This is a genomic window from Paenibacillus sp. FSL W7-1332, from assembly GCF_037969785.1.
Classification (GTDB): Bacteria; Bacillota; Bacilli; order Paenibacillales; family Paenibacillaceae; genus Paenibacillus_AQ.
In genome coordinates this window covers 5,698,564-5,718,028 of record NZ_CP150209.1, presented here as the reverse complement: position 1 = coordinate 5,718,028, position 19,465 = coordinate 5,698,564, and the positions used below count along the sequence as shown (strand labels likewise).

15 protein-coding genes and 1 pseudogene are annotated in these 19,465 nt (G+C 48.9%); 14 read left to right on the top strand and 2 right to left on the bottom strand.

Annotated elements, in window-relative coordinates; all coding sequences use genetic code 11:
- The first annotated feature begins 17 nt into the window (after positions 1–17).
- The 4 genes from MKX98_RS25760 (at position 18) to MKX98_RS25745 (ending at position 5,519) form a co-directional block, all read left to right on the top strand.
- Positions 18–896: an SDR family NAD(P)-dependent oxidoreductase gene (locus MKX98_RS25760; protein ID WP_339219220.1), complete on the top strand. Its 879-nt coding sequence runs from the start codon at positions 18–20 to the stop codon at positions 894–896.
- Between the two features lie 278 nt (positions 897–1,174).
- Entirely contained in the window at positions 1,175–2,401 is a 1,227-nt protein-coding gene (locus MKX98_RS25755; protein ID WP_339219219.1) for a copper amine oxidase N-terminal domain-containing protein, read from the top strand.
- 368 nt (positions 2,402–2,769) lie between these two features.
- On the top strand, positions 2,770–5,031 hold the full coding sequence (locus MKX98_RS25750; RefSeq protein WP_339219218.1) for a M20/M25/M40 family metallo-hydrolase: 2,262 nt from the start codon (positions 2,770–2,772) through the stop codon (positions 5,029–5,031).
- Positions 5,032–5,090: 59 nt separating this feature from the next.
- Positions 5,091–5,519: a protein-tyrosine phosphatase family protein gene (locus tag MKX98_RS25745; RefSeq protein ID WP_194544149.1), complete on the top strand. Its 429-nt coding sequence runs from the start codon at positions 5,091–5,093 to the stop codon at positions 5,517–5,519.
- Between the two features lie 9 nt (positions 5,520–5,528).
- Here MKX98_RS25745 and MKX98_RS25740 read toward each other — a convergent pair whose 3' ends face one another.
- A complete protein-coding gene (locus MKX98_RS25740) occupies positions 5,529–6,389 on the bottom strand; it encodes an AraC family transcriptional regulator (RefSeq protein ID WP_339219215.1) in 861 nt (286 codons plus the stop codon).
- A 153-nt stretch (positions 6,390–6,542) separates the two neighbouring features.
- Between MKX98_RS25740 and MKX98_RS25735 the strand changes: the two genes are divergently transcribed.
- From MKX98_RS25735 to MKX98_RS25695, 9 genes and pseudogenes are all read left to right on the top strand, one after another.
- The gene (locus tag MKX98_RS25735; protein WP_339219209.1) at positions 6,543–7,373 is read left to right on the top strand and encodes an amidohydrolase family protein; all 831 of its coding nucleotides are present in this window, start codon (positions 6,543–6,545) and stop codon (positions 7,371–7,373) included.
- An 89-nt stretch (positions 7,374–7,462) separates the two neighbouring features.
- Positions 7,463–8,428, top strand: coding sequence for an aldo/keto reductase (locus MKX98_RS25730; protein WP_339219207.1), 966 nt, complete (start codon positions 7,463–7,465; stop codon positions 8,426–8,428).
- Entirely contained in the window at positions 8,428–9,447 is a 1,020-nt protein-coding gene (locus MKX98_RS25725) for a zinc-binding alcohol dehydrogenase family protein (RefSeq protein WP_339219205.1), read from the top strand. Before MKX98_RS25730 ends, MKX98_RS25725 begins: the two co-directional genes overlap by 1 nt.
- A 29-nt stretch (positions 9,448–9,476) precedes the next feature.
- A complete protein-coding gene (locus MKX98_RS25720) occupies positions 9,477–11,747 on the top strand; it encodes a glycoside hydrolase family 95 protein (RefSeq protein ID WP_339219203.1) in 2,271 nt (756 codons plus the stop codon).
- A gap of 423 nt (positions 11,748–12,170) precedes the next feature.
- Positions 12,171–13,433, top strand: a complete 1,263-nt coding sequence (locus MKX98_RS25715; protein WP_194544143.1) for a M20/M25/M40 family metallo-hydrolase — start codon at positions 12,171–12,173, stop codon at positions 13,431–13,433.
- Positions 13,434–13,457: 24 nt separating this feature from the next.
- Positions 13,458–14,255: a DUF3100 domain-containing protein gene (locus tag MKX98_RS25710; protein WP_194544142.1), complete on the top strand. Its 798-nt coding sequence runs from the start codon at positions 13,458–13,460 to the stop codon at positions 14,253–14,255.
- Positions 14,252–14,734, top strand: coding sequence for a hypothetical protein (locus tag MKX98_RS25705; RefSeq protein ID WP_113057461.1), 483 nt, complete (start codon positions 14,252–14,254; stop codon positions 14,732–14,734). Before MKX98_RS25710 ends, MKX98_RS25705 begins: the two co-directional genes overlap by 4 nt.
- A 260-nt stretch (positions 14,735–14,994) precedes the next feature.
- Positions 14,995–15,771, top strand: a pseudogene (locus MKX98_RS25700) (MerR family transcriptional regulator).
- A 172-nt stretch (positions 15,772–15,943) separates the two neighbouring features.
- Positions 15,944–16,801, top strand: coding sequence for a hypothetical protein (locus MKX98_RS25695; RefSeq protein WP_194544140.1), 858 nt, complete (start codon positions 15,944–15,946; stop codon positions 16,799–16,801).
- A gap of 245 nt (positions 16,802–17,046) precedes the next feature.
- Here the strand turns inward: MKX98_RS25695 and MKX98_RS25690 are convergent, their stop codons facing one another.
- A complete protein-coding gene (locus MKX98_RS25690; protein WP_194544139.1) occupies positions 17,047–18,531 on the bottom strand; it encodes an acetylhydrolase in 1,485 nt (494 codons plus the stop codon).
- 172 nt (positions 18,532–18,703) lie between these two features.
- On the opposite strand from MKX98_RS25690, the gene MKX98_RS25685 reads away from it, so the two are divergent.
- Positions 18,704–19,444 carry a response regulator transcription factor gene (locus MKX98_RS25685; RefSeq protein ID WP_339219198.1) on the top strand — a complete coding sequence of 247 codons (741 nt, stop codon included), beginning with the start codon at positions 18,704–18,706 and terminating at the stop codon, positions 19,442–19,444.
- Positions 19,445–19,465: the final 21 nt, after the last annotated feature.

Sequence of the window (19,465 nt, the reverse complement as noted above, 5' to 3'; positions counted from 1 at the left end):
ATGTAGGAGGATACGCATTGAGTAAGAACCAACGAGAACATATTGCAGTGATTACAGGCGCAAGTAACGGGATCGGGTTGGCATTGACCCGGAAAATGCTGTCGGAGAACTGGCAGGTGGTTGCTTTGAACCGGTCGGATTTTCCGGCGGACGATAGATTCCTCCAAAATCATCTCAAGGACGGACGGCTCCGAGCCTATAAAGTGAAGGATCTCACCGATTATGGCAGCTTGAGACACGCTTTGGAAGAAATAAAAAGCAAGGAACAGCGGATCGATATTTTGTTTAACAACGCCGGAGGAGGCTTAAGTGAGCTGCGCTATTCGAAACAAGGCCGCGAATTGCATTATGAATTGTTGACGGTCGTTCCTTTTATTATTCTGATGGAATTGAAGGAGCTGCTCTATAACGGCAGCTTAAAAACGGTAATAAACACTTCGTCGCAGGTGTTTAGATTTACGAAGGAGTTTACGATCGAAAAATTGGAGCATCCCAAAACCTTCCGCAAAATGTATGGACCATATGCGACTTCAAAGCTGGCTCTTTCGTTGTGGACCCAAGCCGTCGCACCGCAGCTTGCAAAGGAAGGCATCAAGATCCGCAGCGTTGACCCGGGCATTAACAACACGCTAAGAAAAGGAAAGGATTCCGGACTGACCGCAGGGTTTGAACTGTTTATGAAATTTTTTTCCTCTCCGCCTACCCATGGAGCCAACCTGTTATATGAGGGAGCTCTGGGCAAAAACAGCAATGAGACCGGCGTGTTTCTGTTCAAAGATCGGATTGCAGACTTGAAATTTACAGAACATGCGCAGCGTGTGCTGGAAAAAGTATCCGATATATATAGCCATGAATTTCTTGGAGGGAATGTTCCAGTTAATGGCTGGGTTCCATAAGATTGTTGCTTACAAGGCCATCTTCTGAAGTTCGTTCGAAGTCATTCTGTTTATGAGCTCAGTCAGTTTTTACTGGTTGAGCTTTTCGTTTATTTGCCCAACATGAGCCCTTTCTTAGGGCTCAAGTCCCGAACTGATCCGCCTCAGCAATTAATTCTGCATATTTTTTCCCCTGTTGATCTCTTGTTACCAATTATTACATCCCGTATAATCTCATTATGTGACAACACGTGCACAGTTAGGAAAAGAACAATATCAAAAAGACGAGGAAATCACCCATGAGAAAATTGCTAGTATGCACGTTAGCTATCATGCTAAGTTTAGCTGCGTTTACCCCCGCTATTTACGCTTCTGAAGTCCGAATATCCGTGGATGGGCGTGATGTACAATTCCCGGATGAGCACCCCTACGTCGATCGGAGATCCAACCTTACGATGGTTCCACTTGCTTTTGTATCCGACAAGCTCGGAGCTGCTACGAAATGGGACGGAAAATCAAAACAAATTACGATCTCGCTTAACCGTGACACGATTATTTTGGTAATTGGCGATAATCATGCACTGGTGAATGGAAAAAGAGTTGATTTCGAGGGGGCGGCGGCGCTAAAAAAAGGCCGCACGATGGTTCCGGTGCGTTTTATTAGTGAAGTATTGCATGCAAATGTGGAGTGGCAGCCCGCGCGCAATCTGGTGAGCATTATGACCTCCGTGGCCAATGTTCCGAAAGGAACATGGATATGGGACAGTCACATCATCAAACAGGATCAAGAGAAAATGATAAGCTTCGCCAAAATGAAGGGTGTGACATCCATTTACCTGCAGGTGGATAGAGATATCGATCCAGCGATATATGAGGGCTTTATTCGAAAAGCCAAAAACGAAGGAATTCAAGTGGAAGCACTTGAGGGGCGACCCGAATGGGTCTATGAGTCTAAGCAGGAGGATATTCGGAATTTCATCGCGTGGGTTAAAACCTATAATTCCTCTGTTGGCCCGGAAGGAAGCTTTACGGGACTGCATTTCGATATTGAACCTTATGCGCTAAGCGAATGGACAAAGCACAACAAAGCGATTCTTGAAAGCTGGATGGACAATATGAGACTGATCGAAAAAGAAACGAAAGGCAGCGGCTTGAAAATTTCGATGGACGTTCCGTATTGGCTTAATACGATTCATGTACCCGGGAAGAATTACAGTATGAGTGCATGGATGCTGGAGAAGTTCGATTGCCTCGTCATCATGAATTATCGGAATCATGCGTTAGGCAATAATGGAATTGTGGAAAATGCGCAGGTCATGCTGAGAGAAGCCTCCACCCTCAAGAAGAAAATTGTTGTTGCTGTTGAAACGGTCAAAAGCACAGAGGGTCCTAGGGTCTCATTCTATTCCATAAGTAATAAAGTGATGGAACAGGAGCTTCAGTCCGCCCATAATCAATTGGCGCACTACGTTAGCTATGCCGGCTTTGCCATTCACGATTTCAAAAGCTGGCAGGACATGAAATAAGAAGCTGATTCTGTTCATAAGGAACATAATTCGCCAGCTGCGGGCCGTTTGAGCGCACTTGGTGGGGGCAGCTGAATGCTAATCATTTCTGACCAGAGCGCAGAGTCATTCGGTATGTGCTCAAAGACGACGCGGCCATTGAAGCCAAATAGCGATTGAATGAAGGCAGCCCATTAGGGTTGTCTTTTTTTTTCGGATCTCGTTCGGAATTAAAACCTTCCTTATTGGCAAAGGGAGGACCGTGCGTAATTTTTTCTAAATAACCTACCTTACCGTAAAGTAAGGTAACTGTAAGATAAACCATTGGTTTGTCTTTTTCTTTTTCATTATGATACTTACAACCATGTAACAATAAGGAGGGATTAATCATGACTAATAATCAAAATTTTAAAGCCATTACGGTCATATCATTTATATTTTTGTTTGCCTTTATCAGCCTGTATACCATTGTTCCACCCAGTCCAGATAAGAAGGCGGACTTTTCGAAAAATTTCTCAGCAGATCGTGCTGTCCAACATTTAAACCACATCGCAAAGACAGCTCATCCAAGCGGATCGGCAGAAAATGAAAAAGTAAGAAATTATCTTGTTGAACAACTAGAATTAATGGGATTGAGACCAGAAATCGAACATTCCAATCATGCTTCCCTATACCCCAAAATGTTGACTGGCGGAGATATGTACAACGTGATTGGTAAACTTGAAGGTACCAGCAGTGATCATGCAATGATGATGTCTGCACACTATGACTCTGTTCAACAAGGACCGGGAGCTAGTGATGATGGAAGCGGAGTAGCTGCTCTATTAGAAACCATACGTGTATTAAAATCAGGTCCTCCTTTGAAAAATGATATCTATTTTGTGTTTACAGATGGCGAAGAGCAAGGATTAATGGGAGCAAAGGAATTTTGGACGAAATCAAATCATAAACAAAAAATGGATCTCATCATTAATTTCGAGGCAAGAGGCACAAGTGGTCCGTCTATCATGTTCCAAACCAGTGATCAAAACGGTTGGATGGTAAAAGAATTTGCCGAAGCAGCCCCCAATCCTGTTACTTCATCCTTACTAGGAAATCTGTTTGAAATCATGCCAAACGACTCGGATTTAACGGTTTCCAATGAAAATAAAATACCCGGATTGAATTTTGCTTATGGTGATGGATGGACCGGATACCATACACCACATGATGATGTCAAACACCTAGATATACGTTCGTTAGAGCACCAAGGGCAAAATGCCTTAGCCATGGCTAGGCACTTCGGTCAATTGGATTTACATGATATTAAGAAAGAGAATGCCGTTTATTTTAACTTTTTTGGGGTAGTCATTTCCTACTCTTACTACTGGGTCTATCCCCTTGCAGGGCTGATTGTACTTTTATTTGCAATGGTTACGATCTTTGCAGTGAAGAAACAGTGCGCCACTTTCAAAGGGTTAGGAATCAGTTTGCTAGCTATCCTGTTAACTGTCATTTCTTCGATCATCGCAACGGTACTGATTTGGATGGGGGTAAACGCACTTTGGGCTGAAAAAATGACTTTATTTAGTGGTGCAGTATATGACAGTCTTTATTATCAGTGGGCATTTCTGTTAATCACGGCATCTATCTGTTTCCTTATCTGGAGGAAATTACGCTCCGTAAATGAATGGGAAATGACTTTGTCGGCGATCTTTCTTGGTGTCATATTTCTCATTTTGTTAACACAATTTCTGCCTGGTGCCAGCTATCTGTTTGCTTGGCCATTGCTCGTATCATTACTGATACTTGGGTGGGCGGTATGGAAGAATAAAATGGATAAAATAAATACCAATACATGGGTGTTATCCCTTATATCCTTCTTACCCATAGTACTGTTCGTCCCACTGCTCAAGTTGCTTTTTACCTTTTTTCCGGTCAGTCTTGTACCTTATCTCATGTTACTTTTTGTTTGGCTCTTAGCTTTGTTGTTCATGCAATGTAAACAGCTATTCCAACTAGGACGATGGGTACCTTATACCCTGATAGGAATCGCGGCAGTAATATTATCGATTAGTTTTTTCAGAGCGAACCCAAGTGCAGATCGACCTATAGATAGTAACCTATTCTATGTCGTGGACCAGGATAAAAAACAAGCACAGTGGGTTACAACCCAACCACCAGATGATTGGACGAAGAAATATATAGCTACAACGAATATATCCAATATAAAATCTATTTTACCGTTTAACTATGATAAAAAAGCATGGGTAGGAAATGCACCCGTACGAAACTATCAAATGCCACCAATAAAGCTAGTAAAGACAGAGAAAAAACAAGGGAATAAAATGATTCATTTTCGATTTTCAGGTGGAACAGATGTGCAAAACATGTATCTGTCTATTCCTGGTGGTCGCGTTCAAAAAATAAAAGTTGGTGAAGAATCCTTTACCATACCTAAATCAATGGAAACTTTCTATTACAAACAAGCAGGAATCCCAAAACAAGGTTTGGATGTCATTGTAGAGGTTAAAGGGAATCAACCCGTAGCGTTTACTTTTGGTTCTGAACAACATCCTGATCCAGAAATTCGCTCCAAACGTCCACCTCATCTAATGACAAGTGGACTGTTTGATGAAAGTATTTTGGTGATCAAACGGGTCACTTATTGATCCTTAAGAAGAAGTTATCCTGATTCTTGAGATAAATGATACCTAAGGAGAGTGACATTATGAATGATACATGGAACCCCGAATCGCAAGGTGTGCTGCGCCTTCCTTCAGGTCGACTCGTCCGCGGCCGAGCACTAAGACGTCCACTTCCCCCAGGGCTTCAACCCACTTTTGCACTCTACCTGCTCGGGCGAGAACCAGCGCCCGTTATCTGGGAAAGCCGCTGGATTCCTTGGCCGGACTTCTGGCTGCCCAAAAACAAGGCTGCAGCCGCTGACGCGCTTCGCGAAGCATGGACTCGGGCTGAAGTGGAACGGGTTGAAATCGCCTGTGGGGGAGGGATTGGACGAACGGGGACTGCACTAGCCTGTCTCGCAGTGATTGATGGAGTACCCCATCATAAAGCTGTCGACTATGTCCGGGAGCACTACACTCCACGTGCTGTTGAGACGCCTTGGCAGCGCCGCTTCGTCTCTCGTTTCAAATAGGGAGTTATTTTAGCTTCGGTTTCTGTACTGGCCGGGCGTCTCTCCTGTTAACGATTTGAATACTCTGTAAAAATGAGCAGGTGTCTCATATCCGCATTTCTCTGCGATCACATTCACATTCTCGTCGGAAAACAAGAGAAGTTCCTTGGCTTTAATGATTCGTTTGGTGTTGACGTAGCCTATAACGTTCAGTGAAGTTAGCTGCCGGAACACTCTGGAGAAATGAGAAGGCGACACGCAGGCTTCCCTTGCAAGGTCAGTCAGATGAATCTCTCGCTCGGGATGCTCGTCAATCCGCTTTAGAGCCCGCAATATCCAGGAAGGACCAATCCGCGGGTTTTCGTGCTGGGTTATTCCATCGGTCAGGAGATGACGATTAATTTGCAGAAGTAACTGGCCGATCGTCAGCAGCACGGCTTCACGGTATCCCGTTTCCTGGTTCGCGAACTCGTCCGCGATTTGCTTGATTGCCATTTCGGCAGCGATTCGCAGTGATCCCGCCAGTCCAATCTTGAACTGCTTTTTTTTGCGGGCGATTTCATAGCATTGGAGCGGAAAGTATCCGTCGCCGAGCGAAGGCCCGGCAATGAGAGACGGTGCAAAGAATATCGCCGATGAGACGATCGGGTCTTCAAGGTCCGGCAGGGAATGATGGATCGTGTTGCCGGGGATGACGAACAGATCGCCGGCGCTTTTTTGGTACCAGCAATTGTCGATGAAAAATATCCCTTGGCCGCTATGCACATAAACGAGTTCATAATGATCATGCAGATGATCGGGGAGTTCATTGTCCGGGTATTTTATTGTCTTATACACAATTTCAAACGGAAACAGCGGATCTCCTGCAAATGATTTACGGTAGGGCTGCATGGATGGAGACCTCCTTTTCGGCTGCTTGTTCATATCAAAAAAGGATATAAAAATGCCTGTTCTAGACATTACAATATCATAAAACGGAATATACAATAAGGGTATTCAAGCTTAGATCCCAATGACATGGAGATAACGAGGTGGTTGTTTAACATGAGAATCGATGCCCATCAGCATTACTGGTCTATTGCACGCGGGGATTACGGATGGATTACGCCGGAGATTCCGAAGCTTTACCGCGATTTTATGCCAGCCGATCTGGAGCCGCATTTACGCGTCCATGGGCTGGATGGTACGATCCTAGTTCAAGCCGCCCCGACTGTCTCGGAAACAGAATTTATGCTGAGGCTGGCTGAACAGACGCCTTCCATACTTGGCGTTGTAGGTTGGCTCGATCTGTTCGACCCGAACCATCGACTGCATTACGAGAGATTCAGCCGCCACCCGAAATTTGCAGGCTTTCGTATCATGATCCAGGACATGCCCGACGCAGCGCGAATTTTGGAGCCAGCATTTGTGAAAGCGCTTAAAGGCTACGCCGGGGATGATGTTCCGATCGATCTGTTGATCGTATCTGGACAGCTCCCGCCAGTACTGGAGCTGCTGAGGCAGGTTCCAAACCTGAGGGGCGTCATTGATCATATCGGAAAGCCGTCGATCCGAAGCCATGAATGGGAGTCATGGACAGAGGCGATGAGCCAGGCTGCTGCGTTTCCAGGCATCCACTGCAAAATCTCGGGGATGGTGACGGAAGCCGATCATGAAAGCTGGAATTATGAAGAGTTCGCTCCCTATGTCCAGCACATTCTGGAGACATTCGGCTCAGACAGAGTCATGTTTGGCAGCGATTGGCCAGTCTGCCTGCTTGCTGCAGGGTACGACGAGGTTATAGAGATTGTTCGGCGGGCTCTACCGAAGTCTTGGGGAGAAGAGGGACAGTCGCGGCTGTTCGGAGTCAATGCGAAAGAGTTCTACAAGCTTTGAGCGTTTAGAACCTGAGCTCACAATGCGGGTAATCGGTCAAAAAAGTCTGGAAAAGAATCACCAATATGAATGGATGGAGGGAAAGCAAAATGAAGTTTCGAAAATTGGGTCGCACGGGACTCGAGGTGTCGGTCCTCAGCTTCGGCGCCTCTTCGCTAGGATCGGTGTTCCGGGAAACGTCAGACCGCGAGAGCATTAAGACGGTGCATGCTGCTCTTGACGCAGGCATCAACTATATTGATGTTTCGCCTTACTATGGATTGACCAAGGCGGAGTCCGTACTCGGCCAGGCGATCAAAGAGCTTCCGCGAGATCGTTTCCTGCTATCGAGCAAAGCGGGGCGATACGGTGAGAATACATTTGATTTTTCTGCGAAACGAATGTTTGACAGCGTTGAAGAAAGCCTGAGGCGACTGAACACGGATTATCTCGATATTCTTTTTTTGCATGATATTGAATTCGTGCCGTCCGGCATCATTCTAGAGGAAGCCGTGCCTGCACTGCTCAAGCTGAAGGAGCAGGGGAAGATCCGTTTTACAGGCATCAGCGGACTTCCGCTGAAACTATTCGAGCAGATGCTTCCTCAGATTGAAGTGGACGCGATCCTGTCTTATTGCCACTATTCTCTCAACGATACCTCATTGCTTGATCTGATTCCGCTGCTGGAGGAGCGCAGCATCGGCCTGGTCAATGCTTCACCGCTTTCCATGGGGCTGCTGAGCACCCGAGAAACCGCTGACTGGCACCCGGCCGATCCCGAGCTCAAAGCTGCCTGCAGGAAGGCGGCCGAACACTGTGCCTCCCGCGGATACGATATCGCCAAGTTAGCTGTGCAGTTCTCGACCGCTAACGAACGCATCCCGACGACGCTGGTGAGCACGGCCAATCCGGATAACATCGTCAAGAACGCAAGGTGGGTGGAAGAACCGATGGACCAGGAGCTGCTGGGTGAAGTGTCGGACATTCTCGCTACGGTCCATAATCGGATCTGGGCGAGCGGACTGCCTGAGTATAATGACAGTCCACGGACGGAAGCGAAAGAGGGGCGGGCGTAATGAAGGGGATTGTCTGCGAAGATGCCGGAAGGCTGGTTTATCGAGAGGATTTACCCGAGCCAGTTAGGGGCGAAGGAGAGGCGATCGTCGCGATTCGGCGCATCGGCATCTGTGGCACGGACCTGCACGCATACCAGGGAAACCAGCCTTATTTTACTTACCCTCGCATCCTCGGGCATGAGCTCTCCGGAGTGATCGAAGAGATTGGCGATAATCCGGAAGGGCTAAGAGTGGGCGATCAGGTCAGTATGATTCCGTACCTGCACTGCGGCAATTGCGGCGCCTGCCTAAGCGGTAAAACGAACTGCTGCCGCAGCATGCGCGTGCTGGGTGTGCATCTGGATGGAGGCATGCGCGAGCGGATTTCTGTTCCCGTCCCCCATCTATTCCGGATGGAAGGGCTGTCACTGGATCAGGCGGCTCTACTCGAGCCTCTGGCGATCGGCGCGCACGCCCTCCGCCGATCGGGTCTACATCCCGGCGTGCGTGCACTCGTAATTGGAGCCGGGCCAATCGGACTTGGTGTCATGGCGATGGCGGCAGCTTCCGGTTCCGAGGTGGCCGCGATGGACGTGAATGCAGACCGTCTTGCCTTCGCCAAATCCTGGGCCAAATCAGTACATACCGTTCTTGCGACGGAAAATCCGAAGGATCGCCTTCTCGAATGGAACGATGGAGAACTGCCGTCCGTGGTCATCGACGCGACAGGTAACCTGCGTTCGATGACGGATGCATTCGGGCTGGTCGGTCACGGCGGCTCCCTTGTTTACGTCGGACTCGTGAATGGCGATATTACGTTTAACGATCCTGATTTTCACGCGCGGGAACTAACGCTCCTGAGCAGTCGTAACGCTACACGGGAAGATTTCAGACGTGTGGCTGACGCGGTGACGAGCTTAAAAGTCGATCTAAACGCCTATATTACGCACCGTTGTACGCTCGATCGGATGACAGAGCAGTTTGACGCCTGGCTGAAGCCGGAATCCTGCGTGATCAAAGCCATTGTAGAGATCAACTAAAACCATTTTTAGGAGGAGGAGAGATAGGAATGGACAACCGGTTACAGGAACACCGCTTGTGGTATTCAAAGCCCGCGAAGGAATGGAACGAAGCGCTGCCGGTAGGCAACGGACGGCTGGGGGCGATGGTCTTCGGGGGAGTCTCGGCGGAGCGTTTACAGCTCAACGAGGACTCCCTATGGTACGGAGGCCCACGAGACCGGAACAATCCTGACGCGCTACCCAATTTGACAGCGCTGCGGAAACTGATCCTGGAGGGGCGTCTGAAGGAAGCGGAGGAGCTGGCCTCGCTAGCCCTTCCCGGACTTCCGGAAACGCAGCGCCACTACCTTCCGCTAGGCGATCTTCTCCTGATGTTTAAGGGTCAGGATGAGCCCTGCATGGAGTACAGCAGGGAGCTGGATCTTGAACGCGGAACCGTCACGGTACGTTACCGGATCGGAGATATCAGGTATACACGTGAAGTTTTGTCTAGCTATCCCGATCAAGCGCTGGTCATCCGACTATCAGCCGATAAAATTGGCGCGATTTCGTTCAAGGCTCGTTTTAATCGCGGTCGATGGAGGTACCTGGAGAAGACCGAGAAATGGGGCGAAGACGGACTGGTCATGACCGGACATAGCGGGGGGGAGGGCGGAAGCACTTTTTGCGCCGCTTTGAAGGCGGTTAGCAACGGAGGCACCGCCCAGACGATCGGTGAGCATCTTGTAATCGAGAACGCCGATTCCGTAACATTGTTCCTCGCTGCGGCAACGACCTTCCGCCAAACGGACCCCTCCGCACACTGCAGGTCGCATCTGAATGGCCTGCTGAATCAACCTTACTCAGAGCTGCTGGAGCGGCATCTTGCCGATTACCAGTCACTTTATGGCCGTACGAATCTGTCGCTGCCGGGAAGTGACGAGCTGGCCGGGTTGCCTACCGACGAGCGGCTGGATCGCGTAAAGCAGGGCGAAACGGATCATGGCCTGGTCGCCCTGTATTTTCATTACGGCCGGTATCTGCTTATTGCGTCCAGCCGTCCCGGTTCACTACCAGCGAACCTGCAGGGCATCTGGAACGACAGTTTCACGCCGCCGTGGGACAGTAAATTTACGATCAATATCAACACTCAGATGAACTACTGGCCCGCAGAGCTTTGCAACCTGACGGAATGTCACGAGCCGCTGTTCGATCTCATCGAGCGCATGCGGGAGCCGGGCAGGGTAACCGCACAAGTGATGTACGGGTGCCGCGGCTTTACGGCCCACCACAACACCGATATCTGGGCGGATACGGCGCCGCAGGATACGTATTTGCCGGCTTCATTCTGGCCAATGGGTGCGGCCTGGCTCTGTCTGCATTTATGGGAACATTACCGATTCGGGCAAGATCTCACTTTCCTTGATAGAGCATACGATACGATGAAGGAAGCTGCACTCTTTCTGCTCGATTATCTGGTCGAAGACGAGCAGGGAAGGCTCATTACTTGCCCATCCGTCTCGCCCGAAAATCGATATATTCTTTCCAGTGGGGAAGCGGGTGTGTTATGTGCAGGCGCGTCCATGGATTTTCAGATTATTGGCGCGCTGTTCGGCGCCTGCATCGAAGGCGCGAAGCTGCTTGGGAAGGATGAGACTTTCAAGGACGAACTGGAAACTGCACTGAAACGGCTGCCGCAGCCGAGGATCGGCAAATACGGACAAATCCAGGAGTGGATGGAGGACTACGAAGAAGAGGAGCCGGGTCATCGCCATATTTCTCATCTGTTCGCCCTGTATCCTGGCGATGCGTTCACGACCGAGCGCACGCCTAATCTAGCCGCAGCCGCACGGACCACACTGACGCGCAGACTGTCTTCCGGTGGGGGGCATACCGGCTGGAGTCGGGCCTGGATCATCAATTTCTGGGCCAGACTCCAGGACGGGATGCTCGCATACGACAACGTGATGGCACTGCTGCAACATTCTACGATGACCAACCTGTTTGACAATCATCCTCCGTTCCAGATTGACGGAAACTTCGGCGGAACTGCCGGTATCGCGGAAATGCTGTTGCAAAGCCATGCCGGCATCATTCGGTTGCTGCCAGCGATTCCGGACGTATGGAGCGAAGGCGAGGTTAAGGGGCTGCGCGCACGCGGCGGATTCACGTTCAGCTTCAAGTGGGTAGAATCGAAGATTTCAGAAGTCGTCGTAGAATGCACAGTGTCTGGGCCATGTGAGATCGAGGCTCCCGGCTTCGCTCCCGTCTCCTTTATCGCTGAGGCGGGTAAGACGTATACGTTCGAAAGAAATGTAATGATAAATCATAAACAATGAACATATGGATTGGGAGTCCTTCTTGGAACGGCGGCAGAAAGCAAATGTCACCAAGACTTCGCTATCTGAAGATTGAGGCCAGCGGTTCGATTCTCCAAGGCTCCATAATAAGAAAACCCTTGATGGTATTATCATCAAGGGTTTTTGGTTCCTGAGCTGTGATAAAACGTACCATGTTTACTTTTCTTACATCGAAGCTAAAACCAGATATTTTTGGCGTTTTACAGAAAAATAGGTTTAATTTTTCCGTAATGGCAAAAAATAGGCTTTGAATTCCAAGCCATCTTCATCCTTTTGCGGGAAGGTTGAGTTATATGAAATTATAATTACCTCTATAGAAAAATAATATAACGTGATTTTTATTGACATAATGAAGAGAATTAAAATAACATAAGGATTATTTTCATCAAGAAGGAGGCAGCTATGAGCTTTAAAGAACAGTACGAAGAAATTGCAGGCGTTGGACGGACCATATTCAATAACCCCGAGCTTGGCTACAAGGAATTTAAGACCCATCAAACAGTGACCGAATTTTTGAAGAAGGTAAATCCGGATATCGAGCTGCAATCATTCAGTACAACCGGGCTTCGGACAACCCTCGGCAGCGGCAAGCCGCTGAATATCGCTTTTATTGCTGAATTGGACGCCGTTTACGCTCCAACGCATTGGCAATCGGATAAGGAGACGGGTGCGGCACACAATTGCGGCCATTATACGCAGGTGGCGATCGCACTGGCTTTGTACAAACATTATGTTGAATCAAAGGCGTACGAAGCCCTTGATTATAGTTTAACGTTTATTTTTATTCCGGCTGAGGAGTATTTGGATCTCGCCTATAGGGACGAATTGCTTGCCAGCGGTAAGATCTCCTATTACGGGGGGAAACCCGAAGCGATGAAACTCGGTGTGTTCGACGATATCGACATCGGGTTATGTGTGCACGCCATGGGTGGTGAGTTTGCAGAGCGCACGATCGAAATCAACTGCGACCTGGCTGGATTCCTATACAAGCATTATACGTTTACCGGAAAAGCAACCCATGCGGGTTTCGATCCTTTCTCCGCCAAAAATGCCTACAGCATGTCAACCCTGTTCAATGTGGCGTTAGGGCTCAGCAGGCAGCAAATGAAGGACAGTGAGAAGGTTCGCATGAATCCGATCGTTCTGGACTCCGACATGTCGACAAACGTCATTCCCAACCGGATTACGGTGGGCAGCGATCTGCGCACCCAGTCGGTCGACTATATGAAGGAAGCGGCCTCCAAGATGGACGATGCGGCCAAGGGCAGCGCGCTGGCCCTTCAAGGCGAGGTCGAGATTAAGACGCAGATGGGATATTTGCCGTTCGTTCAGGACCGGTATTTGTCCGAATTCGTGATGGAGGCGTTCCAGGATAACGAGGAGATCGCGCGTATTTGGAACAATAACGCCATCAGCGCGGCAGGAGATATCGGTGATCTGGCCTTCATGATGCCTTGCATTCAAATCGGCTACAGCGGTTTTACGGGGACGATCCACGGCGACGATTTCAAAGATATCGATCCCGAGTTTATCTATGAAGTGTTCCCGAGATTTTTAACCCAGGTGCTGGAGCGAATGAGCGGACGTATCGATCGATCGAAGCTGTACCGTCGTACATTTGCCGAATACGAGCAGCTCCTTGCATCGATAGTTAGCTCCAACTAAGAACAGAAAAGAGGACATCATGGCATGAAGTTAAAACTACAGTATCTCTATTTGCTTGCATTCGTGCTCATTGTAATCGCGGTTGCCGAATTTATCGGCATTCAGGCGATCCAGGTGGGCTCCGTAAAAATCAGCCTGCTCCCGCTCGTATTCGCCATTTTGATCACGATGCTGCTTGGCTTGTCGATTTTCCGGAAAGGTTTCATGAAGAAAGTTTACAGTAAGGAGAACGTCGGCTTCTCCAGCAAGTATCTGATCTTCATTATGCTGCCGCTTATGGCGAGATACGGCGCCGACGTTGCGCCTAGATTAGAAGAAATTTTAAAAGTTGGCTGGGTGTTTATCATTCAGGAAATCGGCAACCTGGGTACGATTCTGCTCGGACTTCCCATCGCCATTCTACTCGGTCTGAGAAGGGAAGCCATCGGCGCTACGCTCGGACTTGGGAGGGAAGGGGAACTCGCTTACATATCCGAGAAATATACGCTTGACTCCGACGAAGGCCGCGGGGTGCTGTCCCTCTATATTATAGGTACCCTGTTCGGCACGCTGTTCTTCAGCATTCTTGCGCCGGTCATGCTTGCTGCCGGCTTCTCGATCGAAGCGTTGGCCATGTCCTCCGGGGTCGGCTCCGCCAGTATGATGACAGGCTCTTCTTCCGCGCTAGTCGCGCATTCTCCTGAGATGACGGAGACCATTAACGGATACGCTGCTGCGAGCCAGCTGCTTACCAGCTTCCTCGGAACGTATACGATGGTATTTCTCGCGGTGCCGCTGCAGCGGTTTATGTACAAATTAATGGTCAGAGGTGAGAAGAAATGAGCACCGGTTTGAATAAATACGCAAAATACGCCCTCGTCCTGCTGCTTAGCGTCGGTCTTATTTTATTTACGGAGCAAATGAAGTTCATCAAAAACGGCGAAGGCCATATTACGTTAGGGACGATAGCCGGATTGGCCGTGCTGTGGCTTTTTTCCTTCATTGGCGTTCTGATCTCGTCACTCATGAAAAAGACGCCGGTGAAATTCTTGCAGGACTTCCCTGTTCTTGGCTGGGTATCCATCGTTTCGCTTATCTGCTGCCTGATTTCGGATGTGTTCGTGGATGCCATTGCCAACGTCAACTTCTTGTCCATTACGACCCCGATCTTGGCGTTTGCCGGCATTTCCGTTGCCGACAGGCTGGTTGATCTTCGCAAAACATCGTGGCGCGTCGCCATCGTTGCGGTTTTCGTGTTCACGGGCACGTACGTGGGAAGTGCATTGTTATCAGAGTTCGGCCTCTATTTGTCCGGTAAGTAATTGAATCTAGTTCTTTCTATACCCGCCTGTCTTTTTGGACAGGCGGTTTATTCTTTTTATTTGCCGTATTGAAATAAACTTATAGATTACAGGTTTTTCCCATAATTATGCGGAGACCACGATCAGCCGGTTTTATTCCAACTTTTATACCTTGGATCTGTTATTGAACATCCCCCTTGCACCTCCACCTACTGTAGGTTTTATGATGGGTATAACAATTTCGATTGTAATAAAATGGTTCCCGGGAGGTTGAACGAGGTATGGATGAAGTAAGAACATATTCGATCGGAGAATTTTCGAAAAAAACGGGGATTCCGGTTCGTACGCTGTATTATTACGATGAAGTCGGGCTGCTTAAGCCGATAAAGCATCCGGTTTCCAAACATCGTTAGTATAGCCAGGAGGATGTGCTGGCCCTTCATAAAATTGTCAGCTTGAAATTTTTAGGATGCAGCCTGGAGCAGATTAAGGAGCTGATGGAGCATTGCGAATTTGATGTCAATTTGAACGAGACGCTGCTGGCACAGAAAACAGCGCTGGCAGAAGAAAAAGAGCGCATTGAGCAATCTATGCAAGCCATTGATCGGACGATTGTGCTGCTTGAAAAGGAAGGATCGGTTGACAGTAACGTACTCATGAGTTTAATCAACAACATGCAGACGGAAGACATGCAGCGCGAATGGCTGGAAACCAAAACCGCCAAGGAAATCGTGGATCATTTGTTTAATAAATCGGAAGAAGAACAAATCGAGCTGGACATCATGTATATTCAGTTATCTAAGGATGTCAAACGATTGGCCGGAAGACCGCCAAGCGATCCGGAAGTCCAAAAGCTGATTGAGGATTTTATGAAATCAACGGTGGAATTTGTAGGCGAAGAGGCTATGCATGTGTTCGGCGAACTGGAAACAAGCGAAGCCGAAGAACTGGCATCCCAGTTTCCCTCACCATATACAAGGGAAGAGGAGGAGTGGTTAAACTCGGTTATGGAATATTATATGAAGCAAAATGAAATGCTCGATACAGATCAGCATTAGGATGGAAGCCGGCATGCTTCATGGCCGCTGTTGCCATAATCCGCCCGCAATCGGGATCTATAGCGTTCCCAAAAGCATCATTTTAGGATAAAAAATAATTCATGTCACATTCGACAGGTTCTTGATTGTTATATAGGTGTAAAACAAATTACACCAATATGGAGGAACCATTATGAAAAAGGTTTACAAAGTACTCAGCTCCGTAGCGCTGGCAGGCATCATTGGTGCCACTACTATGGTATATGATCAAACACAGGCAAGTGCAGCCAGTGTCGGAACAACGGTTACTGCAACTGAAAAAGCTGCAACAACTGCGCCTGCTGCGGCAGTCAAGAAAGCCGAGCAAACATTAAAGAAAATAACAGGCACTGCCTTCAAGCTAAACAAAGGTGAGTCCTTTGGCACGAAGGAATGGTCCTATTCCGTTAAAAATTCCCCTTTTAGCCAAGTTATCTTGGATGCAAAAGGAAAAATTAGTAGTGCTAGCATCAGCACGGACAATCTGACCTACCACCTCAAAAAGGACAAGCTCAGTCACACCACTGAGTCAATCGAACTGGATACGGTAGACTCTTCCGTACAACAAGCTGCGGAAGCTGTTTTCGACAGACTGGAAGGCGTGGAGCAAGGAGAACTGGCCGGTGTCTCTCTTATTAAAAAAGGGACCAAACAAGTGTATGAGTTCATGTACGTGGACGGGGATTTCGGAACGTGGATAGGGATCGACAAAAACACGCTGGATGTTCTGAGTGTAAACGCTAGAGCCCTGGCAGATGATCTGTATGGCAAGGATCAGGCTGTTATTGATAAATATGAAAAAAGCATCAAAGCGCTCACTGAAAAGCAGCTGTTGGCACAAGCAACAGAGCAGGCTGAGGCTTGGCTAGGCCTTGATCTGACCGGATACAAAGCAACGAAGGATGTTTTCCCATCTGACCGCGTTGTTTTTGAAAAAAAAGGAGCCCCTAGCATTATAGGTAACTTCAATTCGGACGGTATGTTCTTCCTCATCGCCGTGCAGTACCTGTAATACCGAAATCCTTCAACAACTCGCCCCTAAGTAATAGAATCTATTTCTTCAAAACCCGCCTGTTCCTTTTGGACAGGCGGGTTTTTGGAGATATCGGAGAGAAAGATTTGCTTGAAATTGCAAATCCTACATACAGGATTGAGGTTTTCCGTTATTATCGATGGGGTGTTACATTTTAAGTAAACGCGGAAAGGGCTTCATCCTGATCAGGATGAAGCCTCATGTTCCAACAACTTTTATAGAAACTACGGCATGGTCACATGGGGCAAGCCTTGAGCGATCTTTTCCAGCGAAACATTGGAATCGCCTTTGACATACCGGTCGAAGAAAGCGGATGAGAGCTCGTTAATGGAGCGGTGCATCTGACGAGGGGCAGCCCCTGTTGGCGGTAATAATGGAGAGAACAGGTAAAAATCCGTGAAACTCATATGGTTCGCATGGGCGAATTCGACCGAGTATGCTTCTCCTGCCCCAGCCCGTTTTCGGCGCTCCGCCGACTCGGCCCAAAACTGCTCGTAATCTTCCCGACTACGGCCGGAAGATTCAATTGCCTGGTCCAAGGATCGCTCGAATGCGAGGCGGTCTATGCTAAGCTCCGCATTCATCTGCATATACGGCTTCCCGTATCCGCCTTCAGGCACCGGCTGGCCGTAAAGGGTTCCGTCCATATTGAGGGCAGCTTTCACTCTGCTATCCGCCAGCAGCATCTGCGCTGCCGTGGCGCCGCCAAAGGAATGGCCGAACATGCCGACCTTATCCATATCGAGTCTATCGGATAAGATCCCTTTATGGTCTGATTCGTTTAGCAGCTCTATTTGATCCAGTACGAACTTGGCATCTTCGACCCACAGCCGGCTCTTCTTCTCGTATGCATCAAAGCCCGACAGGTTCTCAAGTTTCAACATGGCTGTCTGGTCCGGAAAGACGACGGCGGCGGCATCATAGGCGTGATCGATGCCGACGACAACGTATCCTCGACTGGCCAGTTCTTCAACCTGAAATGTGTTCTGGTTACGGAAGCCGGTCAGTCCGTGGGAGAACAACAGCACGGGATAGCGTTCCTGGTCCGTGGATAACTCCGCATCTTGCTCGGAATGGGGCTGCACGTATTTCAGTTGGCCTAACAAAAACGGGGGTATGGAGATGGCCTGCCGTAAACCTTCAAGAACGACAGGGAGATGCTCTATATACGGAGATGGCCCGGTCCCTGTGCCCGGTGACGCAGGGTACCAGATTTGGATCATAAGTTTTCTGCGATCCGCAGGATCATCCGTGGACGGCTCTTCTCTGCGCTCGTCCTCGAGTACCATCGTGGTCGTTCCGACAGGATATGGTCCTTGAGGTTTGGCAAAGGAGAAAACCGGAAGGAGTGACGGCAATGCAGCCGAAACGCCGATGTGCACGAGCAGAAGCAGTGCGGTGATCCAGCGCTTGATTGCTGTCATTCCGGCAAACCGCTTCGCAGGCTGGATTGAGGGATGATCCTTCGAATGAGTGGATTGCCGTAAATGATAAAGGGCCAGTCCTCCTACGATTAGACATCCCGCATAGGCCGGGATCATCTGCCATCGGTAGCCTTCGGTTATCATATGGATAAGGCTTAGGCCCCCGGACAGTGCGGCTGCCCAGAAGCAGAGATGTACAGAACGCTTGTGTTTCCCCAATAACGTGACGCAGCCTATGATTAGTGCCAGATTGATGATCCATAATGCTGTTTCATATATACGCATAAGTATCCTCCTGTTTCATCGTAAAATAAGCTTACCAACCGGAGCTGTAGCCTAGCTGTAGTCAACCTTACATAATCCTTACAATTAAAAACGGCTCCGTCTGACCGATAATTACAGTGTATATTTTTATAAAGAGAGCCGCGGCTTTGCCGTATACATATGGAGGAACGATATGGAACAAGATACGAGACTAGTAAAAGGACGGACGATCTTGATTGCGGACGACGAGTCGGACATCAGGGAGCTGCTGAGGCTGTTCTTGGAGCGCGAGGGTTATCGCGTGCTGGAAGCTATAACTGGACGGGAGGCATGGAATATATTGCAGCGCGAGCCGGTCGACCTGGCGGTAGTCGACATTATGATGCCAGAACTTGACGGCTATCAGCTGATCGCCCGGATCCGGGAGAATCACAGGCTTCCTGTCATTATTTTGTCGGCTAAAACCGGGGATGTAGATAAAGTTACCGGGCTGGGGCTCGGGGCGGACGATTTTATCTCCAAACCGTTCAGTCCGATCGAAATCGTAGCGAGAATCAAGGCGCAGCTTCGTCGTTATTACGAACTGAAGGGCGCGGAACCCGCCCAGCGGTCGGAGACGTTAAAGACCGTGTGCGGACCACTGATGCTGGATCATGAAGCTTGCGTCCTTTACAAGCGAGGCGAGGCGATTTCGTTAGGCCCGCTGGAATACAAGCTGCTCAGGTTGTTGATGGAAGCGCCGGGACGGATCTTTACGAAGCGTCAAATTTATGAGAATGTGTGGAACGAGCCGTATCTGGAGGACAGCAACACCGTTATGGTGCAGATCAGCAGACTGAGGGACAAGCTCGAGGACGACCCCCGGGAACCGAGGTTTCTTATCACCATTAAGGGACTTGGGTACAAGCTTGATCCGAGAGACGTGGCACCATGAGGAATCGAAGAAGCGTCCATA